This is a genomic window from Lactococcus cremoris subsp. cremoris KW2, from assembly GCF_000468955.1.
GTDB lineage: Bacteria > Bacillota > Bacilli > Lactobacillales > Streptococcaceae > Lactococcus > Lactococcus cremoris.
The window spans coordinates 263378-280673 of record NC_022369.1 but is presented as its reverse complement, the minus strand read 5'-3'; the positions used below and the strand labels follow the sequence as shown (position 1 = coordinate 280673).

13 protein-coding genes and 3 tRNA genes are annotated in these 17296 nt (G+C 36.9%); 2 read left to right on the top strand and 14 right to left on the bottom strand.

What is annotated here, in order from left to right:
- Positions 1-89: 89 nt before the first annotated feature.
- The 13 genes from KW2_RS01410 to KW2_RS01350 form a co-directional block, all read right to left on the bottom strand.
- Positions 90-2231 carry a Tex family protein gene (locus KW2_RS01410; RefSeq protein ID WP_021036666.1) on the bottom strand — a complete coding sequence of 714 codons (2142 nt, stop codon included), beginning with the start codon at positions 2229-2231 and terminating at the stop codon, positions 90-92.
- Between the two features lie 127 nt (positions 2232-2358).
- On the bottom strand, positions 2359-2970 hold the full coding sequence (gene rpsD / locus KW2_RS01405) for a 30S ribosomal protein S4 (protein ID WP_011675319.1): 612 nt from the start codon (positions 2968-2970) through the stop codon (positions 2359-2361).
- Positions 2971-3180: 210 nt separating this feature from the next.
- Positions 3181-4605, bottom strand: coding sequence for a glucosyltransferase domain-containing protein (locus KW2_RS01400; protein ID WP_021036665.1), 1425 nt, complete (start codon positions 4603-4605; stop codon positions 3181-3183).
- A 398-nt stretch (positions 4606-5003) separates the two neighbouring features.
- A tRNA-Pro gene (locus KW2_RS01395) sits at positions 5004-5077 on the bottom strand.
- 166 nt (positions 5078-5243) lie between these two features.
- Positions 5244-5317: transfer RNA gene (locus tag KW2_RS01390), tRNA-Arg, on the bottom strand.
- Between the two features lie 139 nt (positions 5318-5456).
- A complete protein-coding gene (locus KW2_RS01385) occupies positions 5457-6578 on the bottom strand; it encodes a polysaccharide deacetylase family protein (protein WP_021036664.1) in 1122 nt (373 codons plus the stop codon).
- 156 nt (positions 6579-6734) lie between these two features.
- Entirely contained in the window at positions 6735-7865 is a 1131-nt protein-coding gene (locus tag KW2_RS01380; protein ID WP_021036663.1) for an N-acetyldiaminopimelate deacetylase, read from the bottom strand.
- Positions 7866-8002: 137 nt separating this feature from the next.
- Positions 8003-8776 (bottom strand): 2,3,4,5-tetrahydropyridine-2,6-dicarboxylate N-acetyltransferase, encoded by a 774-nt coding sequence (gene dapD / locus KW2_RS01375; RefSeq protein WP_021036662.1) that lies wholly within the window; start codon positions 8774-8776, stop codon positions 8003-8005.
- Between the two features lie 56 nt (positions 8777-8832).
- Positions 8833-10137, bottom strand: coding sequence for a DUF6056 family protein (locus tag KW2_RS01370; protein ID WP_021036661.1), 1305 nt, complete (start codon positions 10135-10137; stop codon positions 8833-8835).
- 123 nt (positions 10138-10260) lie between these two features.
- Positions 10261-10875: a VOC family protein gene (locus KW2_RS01365; protein ID WP_021036660.1), complete on the bottom strand. Its 615-nt coding sequence runs from the start codon at positions 10873-10875 to the stop codon at positions 10261-10263.
- A 21-nt stretch (positions 10876-10896) separates the two neighbouring features.
- Complete coding sequence (locus KW2_RS01360) at positions 10897-11697, bottom strand: energy-coupling factor transporter transmembrane component T family protein (protein ID WP_021036659.1); 801 nt, start codon at positions 11695-11697, stop codon at positions 10897-10899.
- Complete coding sequence (locus tag KW2_RS01355; RefSeq protein WP_021036658.1) at positions 11697-12563, bottom strand: energy-coupling factor ABC transporter ATP-binding protein; 867 nt, start codon at positions 12561-12563, stop codon at positions 11697-11699. Before KW2_RS01355 ends, KW2_RS01360 begins: the two co-directional genes overlap by 1 nt.
- Positions 12564-12764: 201 nt before the next feature.
- A complete protein-coding gene (locus KW2_RS01350) occupies positions 12765-13598 on the bottom strand; it encodes an energy-coupling factor ABC transporter ATP-binding protein (protein WP_021036657.1) in 834 nt (277 codons plus the stop codon).
- A gap of 145 nt (positions 13599-13743) precedes the next feature.
- Here KW2_RS01350 and KW2_RS01345 point away from each other — a divergent pair.
- Positions 13744-13831 (top strand) — tRNA-Ser (locus KW2_RS01345).
- A gap of 572 nt (positions 13832-14403) precedes the next feature.
- Positions 14404-15873 (top strand): Ig-like domain-containing protein, encoded by a 1470-nt coding sequence (locus KW2_RS01340; protein WP_021036656.1) that lies wholly within the window; start codon positions 14404-14406, stop codon positions 15871-15873.
- 101 nt (positions 15874-15974) lie between these two features.
- Here the strand turns inward: KW2_RS01340 and eno are convergent, their stop codons facing one another.
- A complete protein-coding gene (eno, locus tag KW2_RS01335; protein ID WP_021036655.1) occupies positions 15975-17231 on the bottom strand; it encodes a phosphopyruvate hydratase in 1257 nt (418 codons plus the stop codon).
- Positions 17232-17296: the final 65 nt, after the last annotated feature.

The window sequence follows — 17296 nt, the reverse complement described above, 5'->3', positions numbered from 1 at the left end:
TTTTCGCTTCTTATCAATTCTCTCTATCAGTAAATTTGGATTAGAGTTTCATCTAACGGAACTGAAATCAGAAAAATTTTCTGACAGAATTAATCTTTTTCGCGAGGATTCACTAGGGTCAAATTAATTTTTCCTCTTTGTAAATCAAGAGATTTGACCCAAACCGTTACAATTTGTCCAACAGCGACCACATCACTTGGATTTTTGACAAATGATTTGCTCAAATCAGAAACGTGTGCCAAGCCGTCATTTTTAATTCCGATATCAATAAAGGCACCAAAATCAACAACATTACGAACCACGCCTTCAAGTTGCTGACCAATTTGTAAATCTCCAGCAGACAAGACATCTTGACGAAGAATCGGTGCATCAAAGCTATCACGCAAATCACGACCAGGTTTTTGCAAATCATTAATAATATCGGTCAATGTTTCCTGACCAAGACCAAGTTTTTCAGCCATTTCAGGAATATTTACTGACGAAAGTTTGGTCAGTAATTCTTCATTACTGACAGCAGGTCCAGCAGCAATTTCAGCCAAAAGTTGCTCAGTCACTTTATAAGATTCTGGGTGAACCCCTGTATTATCAAGGAAATTTTTTCCTTCTGGAATTCTTAGGAAACCTGCCGCTTGTTCAAATGCCTTAGCTCCCAAACGCGGGACTTTTTTAAGTTCGTTTCTTGTCTTAAGCGCCCCATTTTCTTCACGATATTTGACCACATTTTGGGCCAAACTTTTATTAAGGCCCGCAACGTGTGAAAGCAGGCTAGGACTAGCTGTATTGACATTTACACCGACCTGATTAACGACTGTTTCAACAACAAAATCAAGATTTTCTGTCAATTTTTTCTCAGAAACATCATGTTGATATTGACCCACACCGATGGCTTTTGGTTCAATTTTTACAAGTTCAGCTAAGGGATCTTGCAACCGACGTGCAATTGAAATCGCTGAACGTTTTTCAACAGTCAATTCTGGAAATTCTTCACGTGCCAACTCGCTCGCTGAATAAACAGAGGCTCCAGATTCACTGACAATCACATAATAAACATCAGAAAAATTATTTTCTTTGAGAACTTCTGCAACAAAACTTTCAGATTCGCGACTGGCAGTTCCATTCCCAATCGCAATCATATTCACACCATATTCTCGAATGAATTTTGCTAAATCTTTTTTCGCCTGAGCAATTTGCCCAGCATTTGCTGGTTTGACAGGATAAATGACGGTTGTCATCAATAATTTACCTGTTTCATCAACAATAGCAAGCTTTGCTCCAGTACGGTAAGCAGGGTCAAATCCCATGACTACACGGCCTTTAAGCGGTGCAACCAATAAAAGATTTTTCAAATTTTCGCCAAAAACTTCAATAGCAGATGCTTCAGCTTTTTCTGTCAGCTCGCCTCGAATACTTCGTTCCATCGCAGGAATCAATTTTTTCTTGACGGCATCTTTAATGGCCACTTGCATCATTGGATTATTTTGAGCAGCAAAACGGGCGGCAAAATAACGTAAAATTTTGTCTTCGTTATTTTCAAATTTTACTGACAGAATCCCCAATTTTTCACCACGGTTTAAAGCCAATACACGATAATTTGGTAATTCTGAAACTTTTTCTGAAAATTCATAATACATTTGAAAAACTTGTTTTTCATCAGCAGCATCTTTTTTCAAACTACTTGTCAGTAGACTATTGTTTTTAATTTCACCAGTCAACCAAGAGCGCAAACGAGCATCTTCAGAAATCGCTTCTGACAAGATATCCACGGCACCTTCCAAAGCTTTTTGAGGACTTGTAAAATTCTCATTGACAAATTTTTCAGCTTCTTCTTCAAGATTCGCTGAATTTTTTACAATTAATTGTGCCAATGGAAAAAGACCATTTTCCTTAGCAATCGTTGCTTTGGTCCGTCGTTTTTCTTTGTAAGGCAAATATAAATCTTCAACTTCTGTCAGTTTTTCAGCAGCCAAAATTTGTGTTTTAAGCGAATCAGTTAACTTGCCAAGCTCCTCAATTTTTGACAAAACAGCCGTTTTACGTTCTGAAAGTTTGGTCAGCAAATTATCTTCATCAATAATTTTTTTGATTTCAACTTCGTCAAGTGAACCTGTTGCTTCCTTACGATAACGAGCAATAAAAGGAACCGTGTTCCCCTCAGCCGTCAATTCTAATACTTTTTCAACTTGTGAATTTTTGATATTCAATAATTCAGCAATTTTTTTAACATTTTCCACTTAGAAATAATCCTTAACTAGTTTTTTTGTCAGCAATTCTTAATCACAACGCTTATCTCTATTTTACCAAAAAAATGATGAAAAAATCGCTCCCAAATAGGAGCGATTTCAAAATGCTTATAAGAAATTACATCATTTTGTTGTAGAATTCGACGATAAGAGCATCGTTGATTTCTGGGTTGATTTCATCACGTTCAGGAAGACGAACAAGAGTTCCTTCAAGTTTGTCAGCATCAAATGATACGAAGTTAGCGCGACCTTTAGTAGCTTCAACAGCTTCAAGGATTGCAGGAACTTTCATAGATTTTTCGCGAACTGAAATCACTTGACCAGGTTGTACGCGGAATGATGGGATATCAACGCGTTTTCCATCAACAAGGATGTGACCGTGGTTTACGAATTGACGTGCTTGACGACGAGTAGTCGCAAGACCAAGACGGTAAACAACGTTATCAAGACGTTGTTCAAGCAAAGTCATGAAGTTGTAACCAACAGTTCCTTCTTTAACTTTAGTTGCAGCAACGTACAAGTTACGGAATTGACGTTCAGAAAGGCCGTAAGTAAAACGGAGTTTTTGTTTTTCAGCCAATTGAAGACCGTATTCAGAAAGTTTTGAACGGTTGTTTGGACCGTGTTGTCCAGGTACGTAGTTACGACGTGCGATTTCTTTACCAGAACCAGTAAGTGAGATTCCGTAACGGCGTGATTGTTTCCATGATGGACCAGTATAACGTGACATAATTTATGTCCTCCAAATATTTTATTTGAAGAATATTGACAGCCTCGAATTCGTTCATTTTGCCTTCGCTTATAGCTTCAGTTACTTGACACAAGGAACATAATGACTTATCTTCCTTGACATAACAGCAAAATGTTGACGAGCTTTCTAGCTGACTGCTATATTCAACTTTTCTATTATACCAAAAATCCTTATTTTGTCAAGAAAAGCTCAATTAGAAAGCTTCACAAGAAGCGCATTTTCTCCTTTATCCCAAAACATTGATTTTTTGCTCGGATAATTTGGCAAATGTTCATATTTCAGACTAAGATTTGCTCTCAATTTTGGGGTAGGAATTTTGAAATGATAGCCTTTAATTTCCATAAAATCATAAGGTCTTAAAGACGTCAAAGGTGGGTCAAATTGGAAAAATGATACCCTCGTAGCACCTGTAATAAAAATATCTTGAAATTTATTAAGCATTCCCTGATTTCCTGTTTGTAAATTTCCAATAAAGACAAGATTAGTTCCATTTTCCAATATATTATGCTCTCGAGCATATTTCATAACGTTTTCCGTCAAAATCTGGTCATTTTCATAAGATAAGTTAGCCTTATGAGAAAGGCTAAAAGTAAAAAACATAGAAAATAAAATAATCAGCAAAAAAAGATATTTCAGACCATTTCCTTTTCTAATTCCCAAGTATAATATTCCAGAAAAGACCGTCGAAAATGTTCCAAAATAAACACGAGGAGCAGGCCGTAAATTACCAAAAGCCATGTTAAATGTCATTATTGACCCAATCAACAGTATCAATAATAAGACATCGATTTCTTTTTTTGCTCTAAATCTTCTTATAGTAATTATCAATAAAAACAGATAGGCTAAGGCAAATAGTGCAATAAATAAAGCGCCTATCTTTTGCAAATTTCCCAGTTCAGGTAATTTATTCCACATCATATAAGTTTCATTTCCATAAGAAGAATAGTGAATCATAAATGAAGCTAGAAAATAACTTAGGAAATATATAAGACTTGCAACAAGCCAACTAGGCACCATGACTTGCAAAATTTGCTGACGTTTATCTCTAAAAACGTAAAAACAAAATAAAATCATTGAAAAAATAAAGAAGACAAAAACTTGATAAATCAAAAATGAAAAAGCAAATAATAAGCCAGAACCAATAATTTTAACTGAAGTTCTAAGTCTTGATAAGCTCAAATTTATTCCCAAAAGTACACAAAATACCCCTATTACAATCTGAATTGCTTGCATTTTAAAATAAAGTTGGGCATAAACCACTGGATTGCAGATAAAAACAATCGCAAATAAACTAGCCGCAAAATCCGATGACTCTTTATCATACTTCTTTAAAGTGAAATAAAGATAAATCCCAGCACCAACAAGAAGTGGGATAACAATAAACGGAACAATTTGATTATTATAACGATGAATCAAAAGTTCAAAAATCCAGACCATTCCAAAACGTCCTTGCGACAAATAGCCACTTAACATCTGTCCTTGACTTTTTATCATCGTACTCGTATCAATACCAAATGTATTCTTAAAATAAGGAAAATAGGTCAATGTAATCGCACAAGTGATTATTAAAAGTGGAAAAATTTTTCTCTTAAATAAGTTTTTATTTTCTTCCATCATCGCTCCTTAGTATTGGTCTTGACAGAATGTCAAGACCTGATATACATAGTATATCAGCGATTTTTGGAATCAAAAAAACCCATCTTCAATAGATGAGTCAAGAATTTGGAAAGATAAAATTAATTATTTTTCTTCTTTTTTAGCTTCTGGTTTTGGTGCAGTTCTTACACCTACCGCGTTAAAGTGTTTTTTCCCGTTACGTTTACCAAATTTATGTGATTTATATGCCATGATGGCTCCTTTCATTTAATGCTCGCTTTTAGAGATTTTCTCAACTCACATTATCACTTGAATTTTATCATATCTTGATAACACTTTCAAGAATTATGGAAGTTTAGCTAATTTTGGTATCAAAAAAACTCATCCACGAAAGATGAGTTAGGGTTAGTCGGTAATCGGGAAGACAGGATTCGAACCTGCGACACCTTGGTCCCAAACCAAGTACTCTACCAAGCTGAGCTACTTCCCGGACATGAAGTGCTTGACGCTTTAGCGTTTAGCAATTCAGTTCTTCGCGCTTGTCGCGAAGTCCCAAATATTATTTTATAATTTCTAAATCCTTACCGATACTTCTCACATTTTGTAGGAGAGATCAGCTTTCAAATAAAAAAATGACTTTCGTCATATTTTATTTATGCAAGCGGTAGGATTCGAACCTACAACCGCCTGATTCGTAGTCAGGTACTCTATCCAGTTGAGCCACGCCTGCGTTTCTCTTAAACGACTATATTAGTATACCAAGTTTCCCAAAAGTTGTCAAGAATAAACTCATTACATGCAAAATTTAAAATAAATTAGGTTTTTGTCAGTAAAAAAAGGAATAGATAAAATACTATTCCTTTATCAATTTATCTGCCAAAATACACTTGTTGTGCTTTTGCGCCCCCATTCCGAATATCCAATAAAGTACTGACAGTCACAAAAGTATATCCTTGTGCTTTCAAATTTTGAATAATTTGTGGTACGGCATCTACTGACCACTGATGAATATCATGCATCAAAATAATCGCACCATCATGAGCATAAGTCGCTACATTTTGAACGACCGGTGCGCTTGTACGATAACGCCAGTCATTAGTATCCACTGACCAATTGACCGCCGTTAAATCAGTTTGGCACAATACAGAATTATTGTAACTTCCGTACGGAGGTCTAAAGAGCGTGACATTTTTCCCTGTAATCTTATTGATTAATTGATTGGCACTTTCAATTTCTTGTTTTTGTTGAGCCGGTGACAAAGTCACCAAATCTTTATGATCCCAAGTATGTGAAGCGACTTCATTTCCTAAGTCAGATTCCTCTTTAATAATATCGGGATACTGCTGAGCCTCTTTACCCAAAGCAAAAAAGGTAGCGGGAACTTTTGCAGCACTCAATGTTTTTAGTAACTGAGGAGTGGTAGTCGGGTTTGGACCATCATCAAAAGTCAAAGCAATCAATTTTTGATTTGCTAATTTATTTTTTTCATCAGCAATTCGTTCAGCCTCTTTTTGTCGTTCAATAAGAACTTGCTTATCAGCGGCGATTTGTTGAGCAAATTTTTCTTTATCTGTTTTTTCATAAGAAGCATTTAAAAGTTCAAGAGCTTGCTCTGCTTCTTTTATCGTATCTTCGGTGATATTTTGATGCTCTTTAGCAACCAGTTGACTCACTTTATCAATATCTGTCAAATATGCCAAAAGTTGAGTAATTGATTGATTTAGACTACTTTTATCTTTCTCATGGAGCTTAACAATTAGTTTTTTTGCTTCATTAATGTCGCTTGTTTTTCTGGAATTATAGGCTTTATCTTTGGCTTCTTTTGCTTCATTTACCTGCTTTTCATAAGCAATATTCTGCTTACGAACTCCTTGATCGTAATAATATGTCCCGATTCCAGCGACAACAATCAGCAGGGCTCCCATAATCAACGTCAGTTTCCAAAAGGCCTTTTTTGAACTCTTTGATCTTGCACTTCTTTTTTGACTCATTTTTCTTCTTAAAAACTCCTATATATTTCAAAAAAGTTCTCTTTGTAACACCATTAATACAAAAATGTTATTTTAACTTCTATCTTTCTATAATAACATATCCCTATTCAATATTAAAGTTGTTAATTTATTTTTTTATGAAAAAATCAGATATTATTAGTTCCTATTTGCTTTAAAATCTAAAAATTGGCCAATGGCTTCTACAGCAAAATCAAGCACTCCTTCATCAGCTTGCATTTTTTGAGAATGTAAAGGAGCTTCACTGTTAATCCCAAGCCAAAACATGACCCCAGGAATCTTACTCAACAGATAACCAAAATCTTCACCAGTCATTGCCGGTGCAATATCAATCAGATTTGCTTTTGTTTCATTTCTAAAAAAATCCATGAGTTCTTTTGCCAGTTTAGGATTATTTTCAACAGGAAGATAACCTCCTTGTTTGAGTTTTAAATCAATGGTCATATCAAAAGATTGAGCAACACCCTTGGCAAGTTCGGTCAAACGTTTTTGAGTCAATTCATTGACTTCTTGGGTCAAACTCCGAATGGTCCCATGCAAAAAGGCACGTTCAGCAATAATATTATTGGTTGTTCCGGCCTCCATTTTTCCGAATGTCACCACTGCTGAATCTAAGGGGTCAACATTACGGCTCACAATCGTCTGAACTTGAGTGACGAAATAAGCGGCAGCAACGAGTGCATCATTTGCCGTATGCGGAAAAGCAGCATGTCCTCCTGTCCCAACGAAAGTCAACTCAACTTCACAAGTTCCAGCAAAAAGAGTCTGTTCATTAGTGGCAATATCTCCTACTTTTAAGTCAGGTCTAACATGTAATCCGTAAAATTCATCAGGAAGCCAATTCTTAAAGGCTCCACCATCATACATCAGTTTTCCCCCTGCTTCATTTTCCTCCGCAGGTTGAAAAAGAAAAAGAAGATTATTCTTAGGCTGACTTTCACTCAATTTTTCAAGTAAACCAAGAGCAACAGTCATGTGAATATCATGTCCACAAGCATGCATTCGTCCATTTTTACTAGCAAATGGTAAATTAGTCAATTCTTCAACAGGAAGTCCGTCAATATCTGTGCGCCAGCCAATTGTTTTTTGGCCTTGACTCCCTTTCAAATATACCAAAATACCAGTTTGCCAAGTTTCAACTTGAATAAAAGATTTATTTTGAATAATTTGATGAATGATCGTCAATAAATATTTTTGAGTTTTATGTTCTTCAAGTCCAATTTCGGGAATTTGGTGAAGTTGGCGCCGGATTTCGATTAAATTTATCATATTTGTCCTCATTACTAAGCTAAATTTCAAAAGTTTTTTTATTTATTTTACTCTTTTTTTCCTGTGAATTCCTACTTTTATCAAAAAAACTTTTGTTAAAAGTAACAAAAGTTCAGAAATTATCTATTTCCTGTAATTTACAAATTTCTAAGGGCATCTTCTAAAGCAGTTTTTTGTGCTGTTTTTTCATCAATTTCTTTGATGATTCGAGCAGGGACACCAGCAACCACAACGTTTTCTGGGACGTCTTGAGTGACAATCGCGCCTGCAGCAACGACTGAGCCTGAGCCAACTTGAACACCTTCAATGACAACGGCATTTGCCCCAACAAGGACATTGTCGCCCACACGAACTGGTTCGGCACTTGCTGGCTCAATGACACCCGCAAGCACAGCACCAGCACCAATATGAGAGTTTTTCCCAACAGTTGCCCGACCACCTAGAACAGCACCCATATCAATCATCGTCCCTTCGCCAATCTCAGCTCCGATGTTGATGATAGCGCCCATCATGATGACCGCATTATCGCCAATCGTCACTTGGTCACGGATAATCGCACCCGGCTCGATTCGAGCATTGATAGCTCTTGTATCAAGGAGTGGCACGGCTGAATTTCTGCCTTCAAATTCAATGGTATAATCTTTATTCTCAGTCAATCCTTCAAGCAAGGGACGCACGGCTTGCCAATCGCCAATGATGATTTTAAGACTGTAATGGGTGTGAAAATCGCCCAAAACTTGAATGCCTTTATTGGCAAGCGCCTTAAAGTTTGGTCGACCGTTTTCCGCAAGAAAACCGGCTGACTTAAAACTTGGCATTCCTGACAAAGTGACTTTGACACCTGTTTTTTTCTCGGCATTGCCGATAAATTGAATAATTTCTTGGGCGGATAATTTTTGTGCTTGGGTCATATTTTTCTCCTCGGAACTTCTTTTAGAATATTATAGCATTGTTCGGAAAAAAAGTTCTATTCGAGGTTTTTGTCTTTGTTGAGTTGATAAAGGATGATAAGGAGTGCAAACATAAAACTATAAAGTAAAAATGTTGCTGTTCGTGCGCCTGACGCCCAGACTGAAGGGAAAAATCCCATCATAAATCTGCTTAAAAATCCTGTCAGTAAAACAAGAAAAGTAAGTAAAGATTTCTTGAAATTACTATCGAAAAGCCAATATATCGCTAAAAATAGGCAGATGATGAGAAGTAAAAATAGGATATCTGCCAAACTACTGGTAATCACAGGATTGCCTGTATTATTGACTTTATTCATATTGAGAAAAGTCAGAAGGAGGCGAGTAATCGCTCCTGCATTTGTTGCTAGGTCTAACTTTGAGGCGATAAGGTCTTGTAAGCTGGACGCGTCAAAGCCGATAATTACACTAAAGATAATTGGCGGTAAAAGAATCAGTGATTTATAAATTTTTCCTTGTTTAATGAGTAAAACAAAGACTGTCAGCAAGAAAATAAGAGGGAGCAAATAAGTATTTGTGAAGAGAGATGATGTGAGCGAAGCAAATCCCATATTGGCTTTTGTAAAGAGGGAAAGTTGACCAAAATTTGGAAAATATGCTTTTGTTTCACTGATTGTCCGTAAGTGATTTCCCGGGGCAGTGAGATTGAAAATAAGAGAAAGAAGGGCAAAAACAAGGTAAGTGAGAGGCAAACGAATTTGCTTTTTTTCAATAAGTAGATAAATAATAAGTGAAGTGAGGAAAATCCCTAATATTACGAGGGTTTGTTGTTCTAAAATGGCATAAATAAATGATAGTAAACTAATTATCCATAGAAAAATTGGATTTTGCTTTTCATTGAGTCTTTGAATAAAAGGAAAAATAGCTAAAAGGAGACAAGCGAAAGGAAAGAGATAGTGAACAGTTGTGGCTACATAACCCGCGCGATAAATCAGACCGATGGGAAAAAGAAAAGATAAAGTAAATGAAATCAAAAGGAATTTTGCACGATTTTTAGATGAGTTTTTGAAAAAATAAGCTGGTAGGACAGAAATTATCGTAAAGGCAAATGCTTCAAGGATTTGCCAGAGTCTGACATGATGAACCAGAAGGACATTAAGAGCGTCGCCTATCATTCGTGATGACCAAGTTTTATAATCGTTGACGAGATATGAAATCAAATTGCCATGAAAATCATGTAAGGCTGTGAAATAATGCGGATCATCGCCGACAAGGCGAAAAGGTAACGCAAGACTAAATGTCAGCCAAAAAAGGGCGATCAGGCTGATGAGAATAAAATTTCTGCGATTTTTTATTATTTTCATAAAAAGCTCCTTAAGTATTGGTTTTGACAGGATTGTCAAAACCTGATACATGTAGTGTATCAGCGGAAAAGTAAGCGTTTTTATAGTAGTAATAAAAAAATCAGATTGCTCTGATTTTGTGTGTTACTGACTGATAAAGTCTGACAGTCTTTCTGTTTTCTCGTCAAATTTGACGAAAGTTCCGTCAGCACTTCGTTTCATAAATGTGGGTACAGTGTTAATTTCGTGGGCTTTGCGAATGGCTTGCAACTCAGGATGTATGTCTGTGTTTTCTGTATCGATATAGTAAATCGTTTTGTCAGCATACTCAGGGAGCTGTTTGACAAATCTTCTCGTCCAAGGGCAAGTGACACGCCCAAAGAGGACAAACTGGCCTTCTGTCAGCTCTGACAAGCGTACAGGCGCAAGCGGTAGGACGTCTTTCATATTTTCAAAAAATTCTGTCCGCATCTCTCCTGTATAAGGTCTTTCGACCCACTCACCAATGATGATAATGGTGTTACCTTCTGGAGCGATAAAGGAAAACAGATATCTTCCGTCAGCGCTTTTGGTAATTGGACTTAGTGTCAGTCCGAGTTCGATGATTTTGTCATGGATTTCATCGATTGTTTCTACTGAAATTGCCAAGGTTTCTGGAGCTGGGTCATAGGTTTCATTGAGGGCTATTTCCTCTTCTAAACCTAGTTCTTTCCAAAAAATTTCGGCATTTTCTAGACTATTTACGTTTAAAGTTATCATTTTTTCTCCTTTGAACTTTTTCTAGGAAACTTTTGACCATAGAATAAGTAAAATGGTCATGATAATAATACTTACGACCAGTAGACTGTCACGACTTTGCCATTTGAGCTGACGATATTTTGTCCGCCCATCGCCACCTTGATAACCGCGACTTTCCATGGCTACAGCTAAATCATCGGCACGACGAAATGAGCTGACGAAAAGTGGAATCAAAATTGGAATGACTGATTTAATTTTTTTCAGCAGATTTCCTTCGCCAAAATCCATTCCTCTGGCTTTTTGAGCATTCATAATCATTGTTGTGTCATCCATTAATGTTGGAATAAAACGTAATGATATAGATAGCATCAAACCTAATTCATGAACTGGAACTTTGATTTTTTTCAATGGACCCAAGCCTTTTTCAATTCCATCAGCTAAGGTCAATGGTGGTGTAGTTAAGGTCAAAATCGTTGACATAAAGATAATTAAAACAAAACGGAAGAAAATATAAACCGCATTAATCAAAGATTCTGTCGAAATCTTGATAAACCATAAGCTAAAAATGACATGTTGACCGTTGGTAAAAAGCATTTGGAAAATGACTGTGAACAGAATTAAACCAATCATTGGCCGCAGGCCTCTTAAAAAGTAAGAGACTGAAATATTTGATAGTAAGACACCGGCCAAAGTGTAAAGCACTAAAAGAAGATAGCCTAACCAATCATGAGCCAAAAAGATAATGACGACAAAAGCAATCATGACTAAAAGTTTTGAACGCGGGTCCATCCGGTGAATGATACTGTCACCTGGAATGTAACGTCCCATCAGCATATTTTGCATCAGTTTTCACCTCCTGAATTTACTGACAGACTTGTCAGTAAAGTAACAAGCTCAGCTCGTGTGATGGGTAATTTTTCAAAGGTGACCGCTCCTGTTTTTTGAAGTTGGTCAGCAAAATGCGTTGCCTTTGGCACGCCCAATTCATGTGCTTTCAAAAAATCAACCTCTTGAAAAACGTCTGACGGAGTACCACAGCTAATGATATGCCCTTTTTCAAGAAGATAAACATAGTCAGCATAATCAGCCACATCATCCATTAAATGAGTGACTAAGACAACTGTTTGTCCTGATTGATGAATACTTTCAAAAAGTTGCATCATTTCGATTCTAGCTTTCGGGTCAAGCCCTGCGGTTGGTTCATCAAGCACTAAAACTTCTGGTTCCATTGCAAGAATTCCGGCAATGGCAACGCGGCGCATTTGACCTCCTGAAAGTTCAAAAGGAGATTTTTCCCAAAATTCATCAGCAAGTCCAACCATTTCAAGCTTTTCAGCAGCGATTTTTTCAGCTTTTTCTTTAGGAATTCCAAAGTTTTGTGGGCCAAAAGCCACATCTTTTAAGACTGTTTCCTCAAAAAGTTGACTTTCAGGAAATTGAAAAACAACCCCTACTTTTTTGCGAACAGGTTTAATCTCTTTTTGTTTACTTGTTGAACTTACAACAATATCTCCAACGGTCACTTTACCCTCAGTCGGTTGCAACAAACCATTGAGATGTTGCAACAAGGTTGATTTCCCAGAACCTGTGTGCCCAATTAAAGCCGTGTAACTTCCTTTTTTGACTTCTAAATCAATATCAAAAAGGGCACGACTGGCAAAAGGGCTGTTGGGTTGATAAGTATAATTTACTTTTTCAAATTTAATCATTTTTCTTTTTTCTCAAATCCAATAATATCCATTTTACTGACAGAAATTCTAAAGGACTAGAATTTACTTATTTTGCCGATTCAATGCTAATCTTAATCGCCTTGAACTGACAGAAATTCTAACAGACTAGAATTTCCTTGATTTGCCGATTCAATGCTAATCTTAATCGCCTTGAACTGACAGAAAAATCTGTCAGTAAATCTAGCCCAATTTATCAGCTAAAAGCTCTACTAATTCATCTTCTGACAAATATTTTTCAGGTAAATCAAAACCATTTGTGCGCAAATCTTTCATTAGATTTGAAGAAAAGGGCACATCAAGTCCAATCTCAACCATATCCTCGCTAGTCGCAAAGAGTTCAGATGGCGCGGCTTCTTTAATGATTTCACCGGCTCGCATGACCAGAATTCGGTCAGAACTAGCTGCTTCATCAAGGTCATGAGTGATAGATAAAACCGTCAAATTATACTTATCTTTAATCTCATGAATCACGCGCATAATTTCGCTTCGTCCTGTCGGATCAAGCATTGAGGTTGACTCATCAAGAATAATAATTTCAGGACGCAAAGCAATAATTCCAGCTACGGCTACCCTCTGCTTTTGTCCACCAGAAAGTCTTGCCGGCTCACGTGTCTTAAAATCAAGCATATTGACAGCAAGCAAAGCCTCATCAACTCGCTTAATCATCTCTTCACGGGGAATTCCTTGATTTTCCATGCCAAAAGCAACATCGTCCTCAACCGTTGCCCCAACAAATTGGTTATCAGGATTCTGAAAAACCATCCCAATCTTTCGACGTAGATTCCAGACATTTTCAGCTGTTAATCTTTCACCGTCAATCTTGACAACTCCTTCAAATTCTTCAAAAAGTCCATCAATCAGTCGTGCAGTCGTCGATTTTCCCGAACCATTTTGCCCGATAATCGAAACCCACTCCCCTTTTGTAATCGAAAAGGAGACACCATTAAGCTGATTTACATCGCTTTCTTTTTCATATTTAAAAACTAAATTTTCCACTTCGAGAATTTTATTCATAGCCCTTATTATACCAAATTTTAAAGACTTTTAACCATTTAGTTTTATATTTCTACTAAAAATTAACCCGATTATCAGTAAATAAAGTGTCATTTAAAAATCTTTGCTAAAGTCTGAGCTTTTTTGCTATAATGTTAAGGAAGTTGGAGAAGTGTCCGAGTGGTCGAAGGAGCACGCCTGGAAAGTGTGTATACGTCACAAGCGTATCGGGGGTTCGAATCCCCTCTTCTCCTTAAAAATTTTTCCGAAAAGCTCTGTCAATAGATTACAGAGCTTTTTTTCTATTAAAAAAATAGATTTTCTACCTATTAAATGTTTTTTCTTATAAATAATCCCTGAAATAATTAAAGCTTTCGATTATTATGCTTAAAAATTAGGTTTTTAGCCTATAAATCAGCCAATATTATTTTTACTAATCAATATTTTTACTTTCAGATTTATATTTTAAGATTGCAAAATCCAAGAAATAGGAAGAATTTTTCAAAAATGAGGCTTTTTTGTATGGAAAAAGGTCTTTTTTTGTGAATTTATTCTCAAAAAAAGACCTTATGGATTGATTTTCCTTTTTTTTACTGGTTTGAAACTTTACCGAAAACTTATTTTATTAGACTTTCATTAGATTTTAATTAATTAATTTCATTTTTCTCTTGACTAGAAAACGTTTTTATAATACAATTAATCTTGTAAACAACAGTTGAAGCGCCCCATTAGAAAAAAGAAAGGATTTTAATGTTACTGGACTGAACTCAGGATGCGCTCATAGTCCCAATCGCAAAAAAAGTTTTTTAAAAAAAGGAGAATAAGAATGAATAAAAAGATTTTTGTACCAATGGCTACTATCGGACTACTAAGTTCGGCAATACTTTTCGCTAACTCAGCAAGTGCAGACACAAATATGAATGTTCAAGCACAAGATGGTATTGTCTCAACAGATGTTAATCCACTTTCTACTACTTCAAGAGGTCAAGTCCTTATTGATGGTACTGGTTCCAATGGTTTACACCTCACTTCTGGCAATACAGTTACCACAGGTCAACTTGATTTCACTTACTCTGGAAGTTTCCCACTTGGATCAATTGGATGGAACCAGGAAACTGAATTCGTTCTTGTCCTTCCTAGTGAATTAGACAAGGCCGCTCAAGACCCAAGCTTCATTACTTATTTCAGCGGAACTTATGATGGTCCTGGATGGGGTGCAAACCCATATAAATATCAAACGTCTGATATTCGTATGGGCGTTGACAATGACGGCAATACCATCGTTCGATTCACTAACCCACCTGCTACTTGGGGAGTTGCTAATGGCCTCCACTTCAATGTTAACGTTTCACTTGACCTCGGAGATTTTGTCACACAGACAGGAATTCGTATCGCAGATGCAGTTAACGGCACACACTATAGTTTCAATGGTGCGGTAGTAACAGACCATGATTACACTAATATTGCTGATGATAACACTGCTACTTCTTTAAATACACATGCCCTTGACCCTGGCTACGACCTACTTCAACAGGTCCCAACAATCGAAGATGTTTATGATACAGATACAGAAATTGTGGGAACTGGTGTACCAGGAGCAACAATCGAGATTAAAGCTGGTGGTAAAGTTATCGGCACTGGTACTGTAGGAACAAATGGTATTTATCATGTTACAATTTCTCCTAAACAAAATGAGAATGTAACTATTGAAGTCCGCCAAGACACTGGTGTAGGTATGAGTGTTGCAGCAACAACAGTCGTTAAACATAAAGTCTCTGAAATTCCTGCGCCAAAAGTAGATCCTATCCATGAAGGTGATGTAGTAGTAACTGGTACTGGACATACTCCTGGTAATACTATTATTGTTACTGATTCTTCTGGACAGGAAATCGGACGCGGTTCTGTTGACTCAGCAGGTAAATATTCTATTACTCTCAATTCTTCTCAACCTGCCTATGCAATTCTTAATGTAGTAGAAACAGATGGTAAAGACACAAGCCCTATTACTCAAGTAGTTGTACAAGCTCCTATCCCAAATGCAATCACTCATATTGATAATTTTTCAGCCAGCAAAGACCAATACATTACAGGAACTTACACTGGATCTAAAGTAGCAAGAATTGGTGTGACAGTGGACGGTAATAAAAAAGCTTCAATGAAGATTACACCTGGAAATGGAAACTTCTCAATCTTCACATCAACTTATGGTATCACAGATAAATCAGTTGTTTTAGTAACTCTCTATGATGCAAATGATGTTGCTTTGACTTCTGGCAGTGTATCAGTTTTACCTTAAACAACTCTTCTAATATAGTAGTTTACTTCGACATGACTTCGTATATAAAAAAACCTTATATCATCAGATATAAGGTTTTTTGCCGAGTAATTTTTCAACTTCTATTTGGTAACTTCTAGTCCTAATAATTCTTCTTCAATACGCAAAAATTGATTATATTTTTCAACCCGCTCGCTTCTCGCCATTGAACCTGTTTTTATTTGTCCAGCGTGCATGGCTACAGCAAAGTCAGCAATAAAACTATCAACCGTTTCACCTGAACGATGAGAAATCATGGTCTTATAACCTGCTTTTCTGGCCAAACTAATCGCTTCAATCGCTTCGGTCACTGTCCCGATTTGATTTAGTTTAATCAAAATAGCATTTGCTACACCTTTTTGAATCCCTTCTTTGAAGATTTCGGGATTTGTGACAAAAATATCATCACCAACCAATTGAATTTTTTGACCTTGAACTTTCGTTTGAGCCGCAAAACCAGCCCAATCATGTTCCGAAAATCCATCTTCAATAGAGATTAGGGCAGGATATTTTTCAACTAACCCCTCATAGTAGGTCAACAATTCTGCTGAAGTGAGCTTTTGACCTTCAAAATGATAGACTTTTTCTTTGTCATCATAAAATTCGCTAGAAGCTGGGTCAATAGCAATCGCAATTTCTTCGCCTGGCACATAACCAGCTCTTTCAATTGCTTGATAAAGTGTAGCAATGGCATTTTCCGTCGAACCAAGTTTTGGAGCAAAACCACCCTCGTCCCCTACGGCCGTTTCTAGTCCTTTATCAGCTAAAATTTTCTTCAAAGTATGATAGATATTTGCGATTTTTTCTAAACCATCACGGAAACTAGCACGTTTGACAGGGGTAATCAAGAATTCTTGAACGTCAATTCCTGAATCGGCGTGCACTCCGCCATTGATGACATTGAAAAATGGTTGAGGAAGTTCCAAATCTACTCCACCAAGATAACGATAAAGTGGGATTTTTTCACTGTTAGCCGCGGCACGAGCAATAGCCATGGAAACACCCAAAATTGCATTGGCACCTAAGCGAGACTTATTTTTTGTCCCATCAAGTTCAATCATCAGATGGTCTAATTTTGCTTGATTGAATGGTGATTGGCCTTTTAAGGCTTCATAAATTTCACCATTAACATTTGCAACAGCTTTAGAAACGCCTTTTCCTTGAAGTCGCGCTCCGCCATCTCTTAGTTCGACCGCTTCACGATCTCCTGTTGATGCTCCTGAGGGAACTGCCGCCCGTCCCAAAGTTCCATCTGTCAATCTAACATCTACCTCAACGGTTGGATTTCCTCTGGAATCAAAAATTTCTCTTGCGTGAATGTTTTCGATTGTGACTGTCATAATAACTCTCCTTTTCTTTGCCTTTAATGCCATTGTAAGCCAAAGAAAAAATGGCAGACTACAAG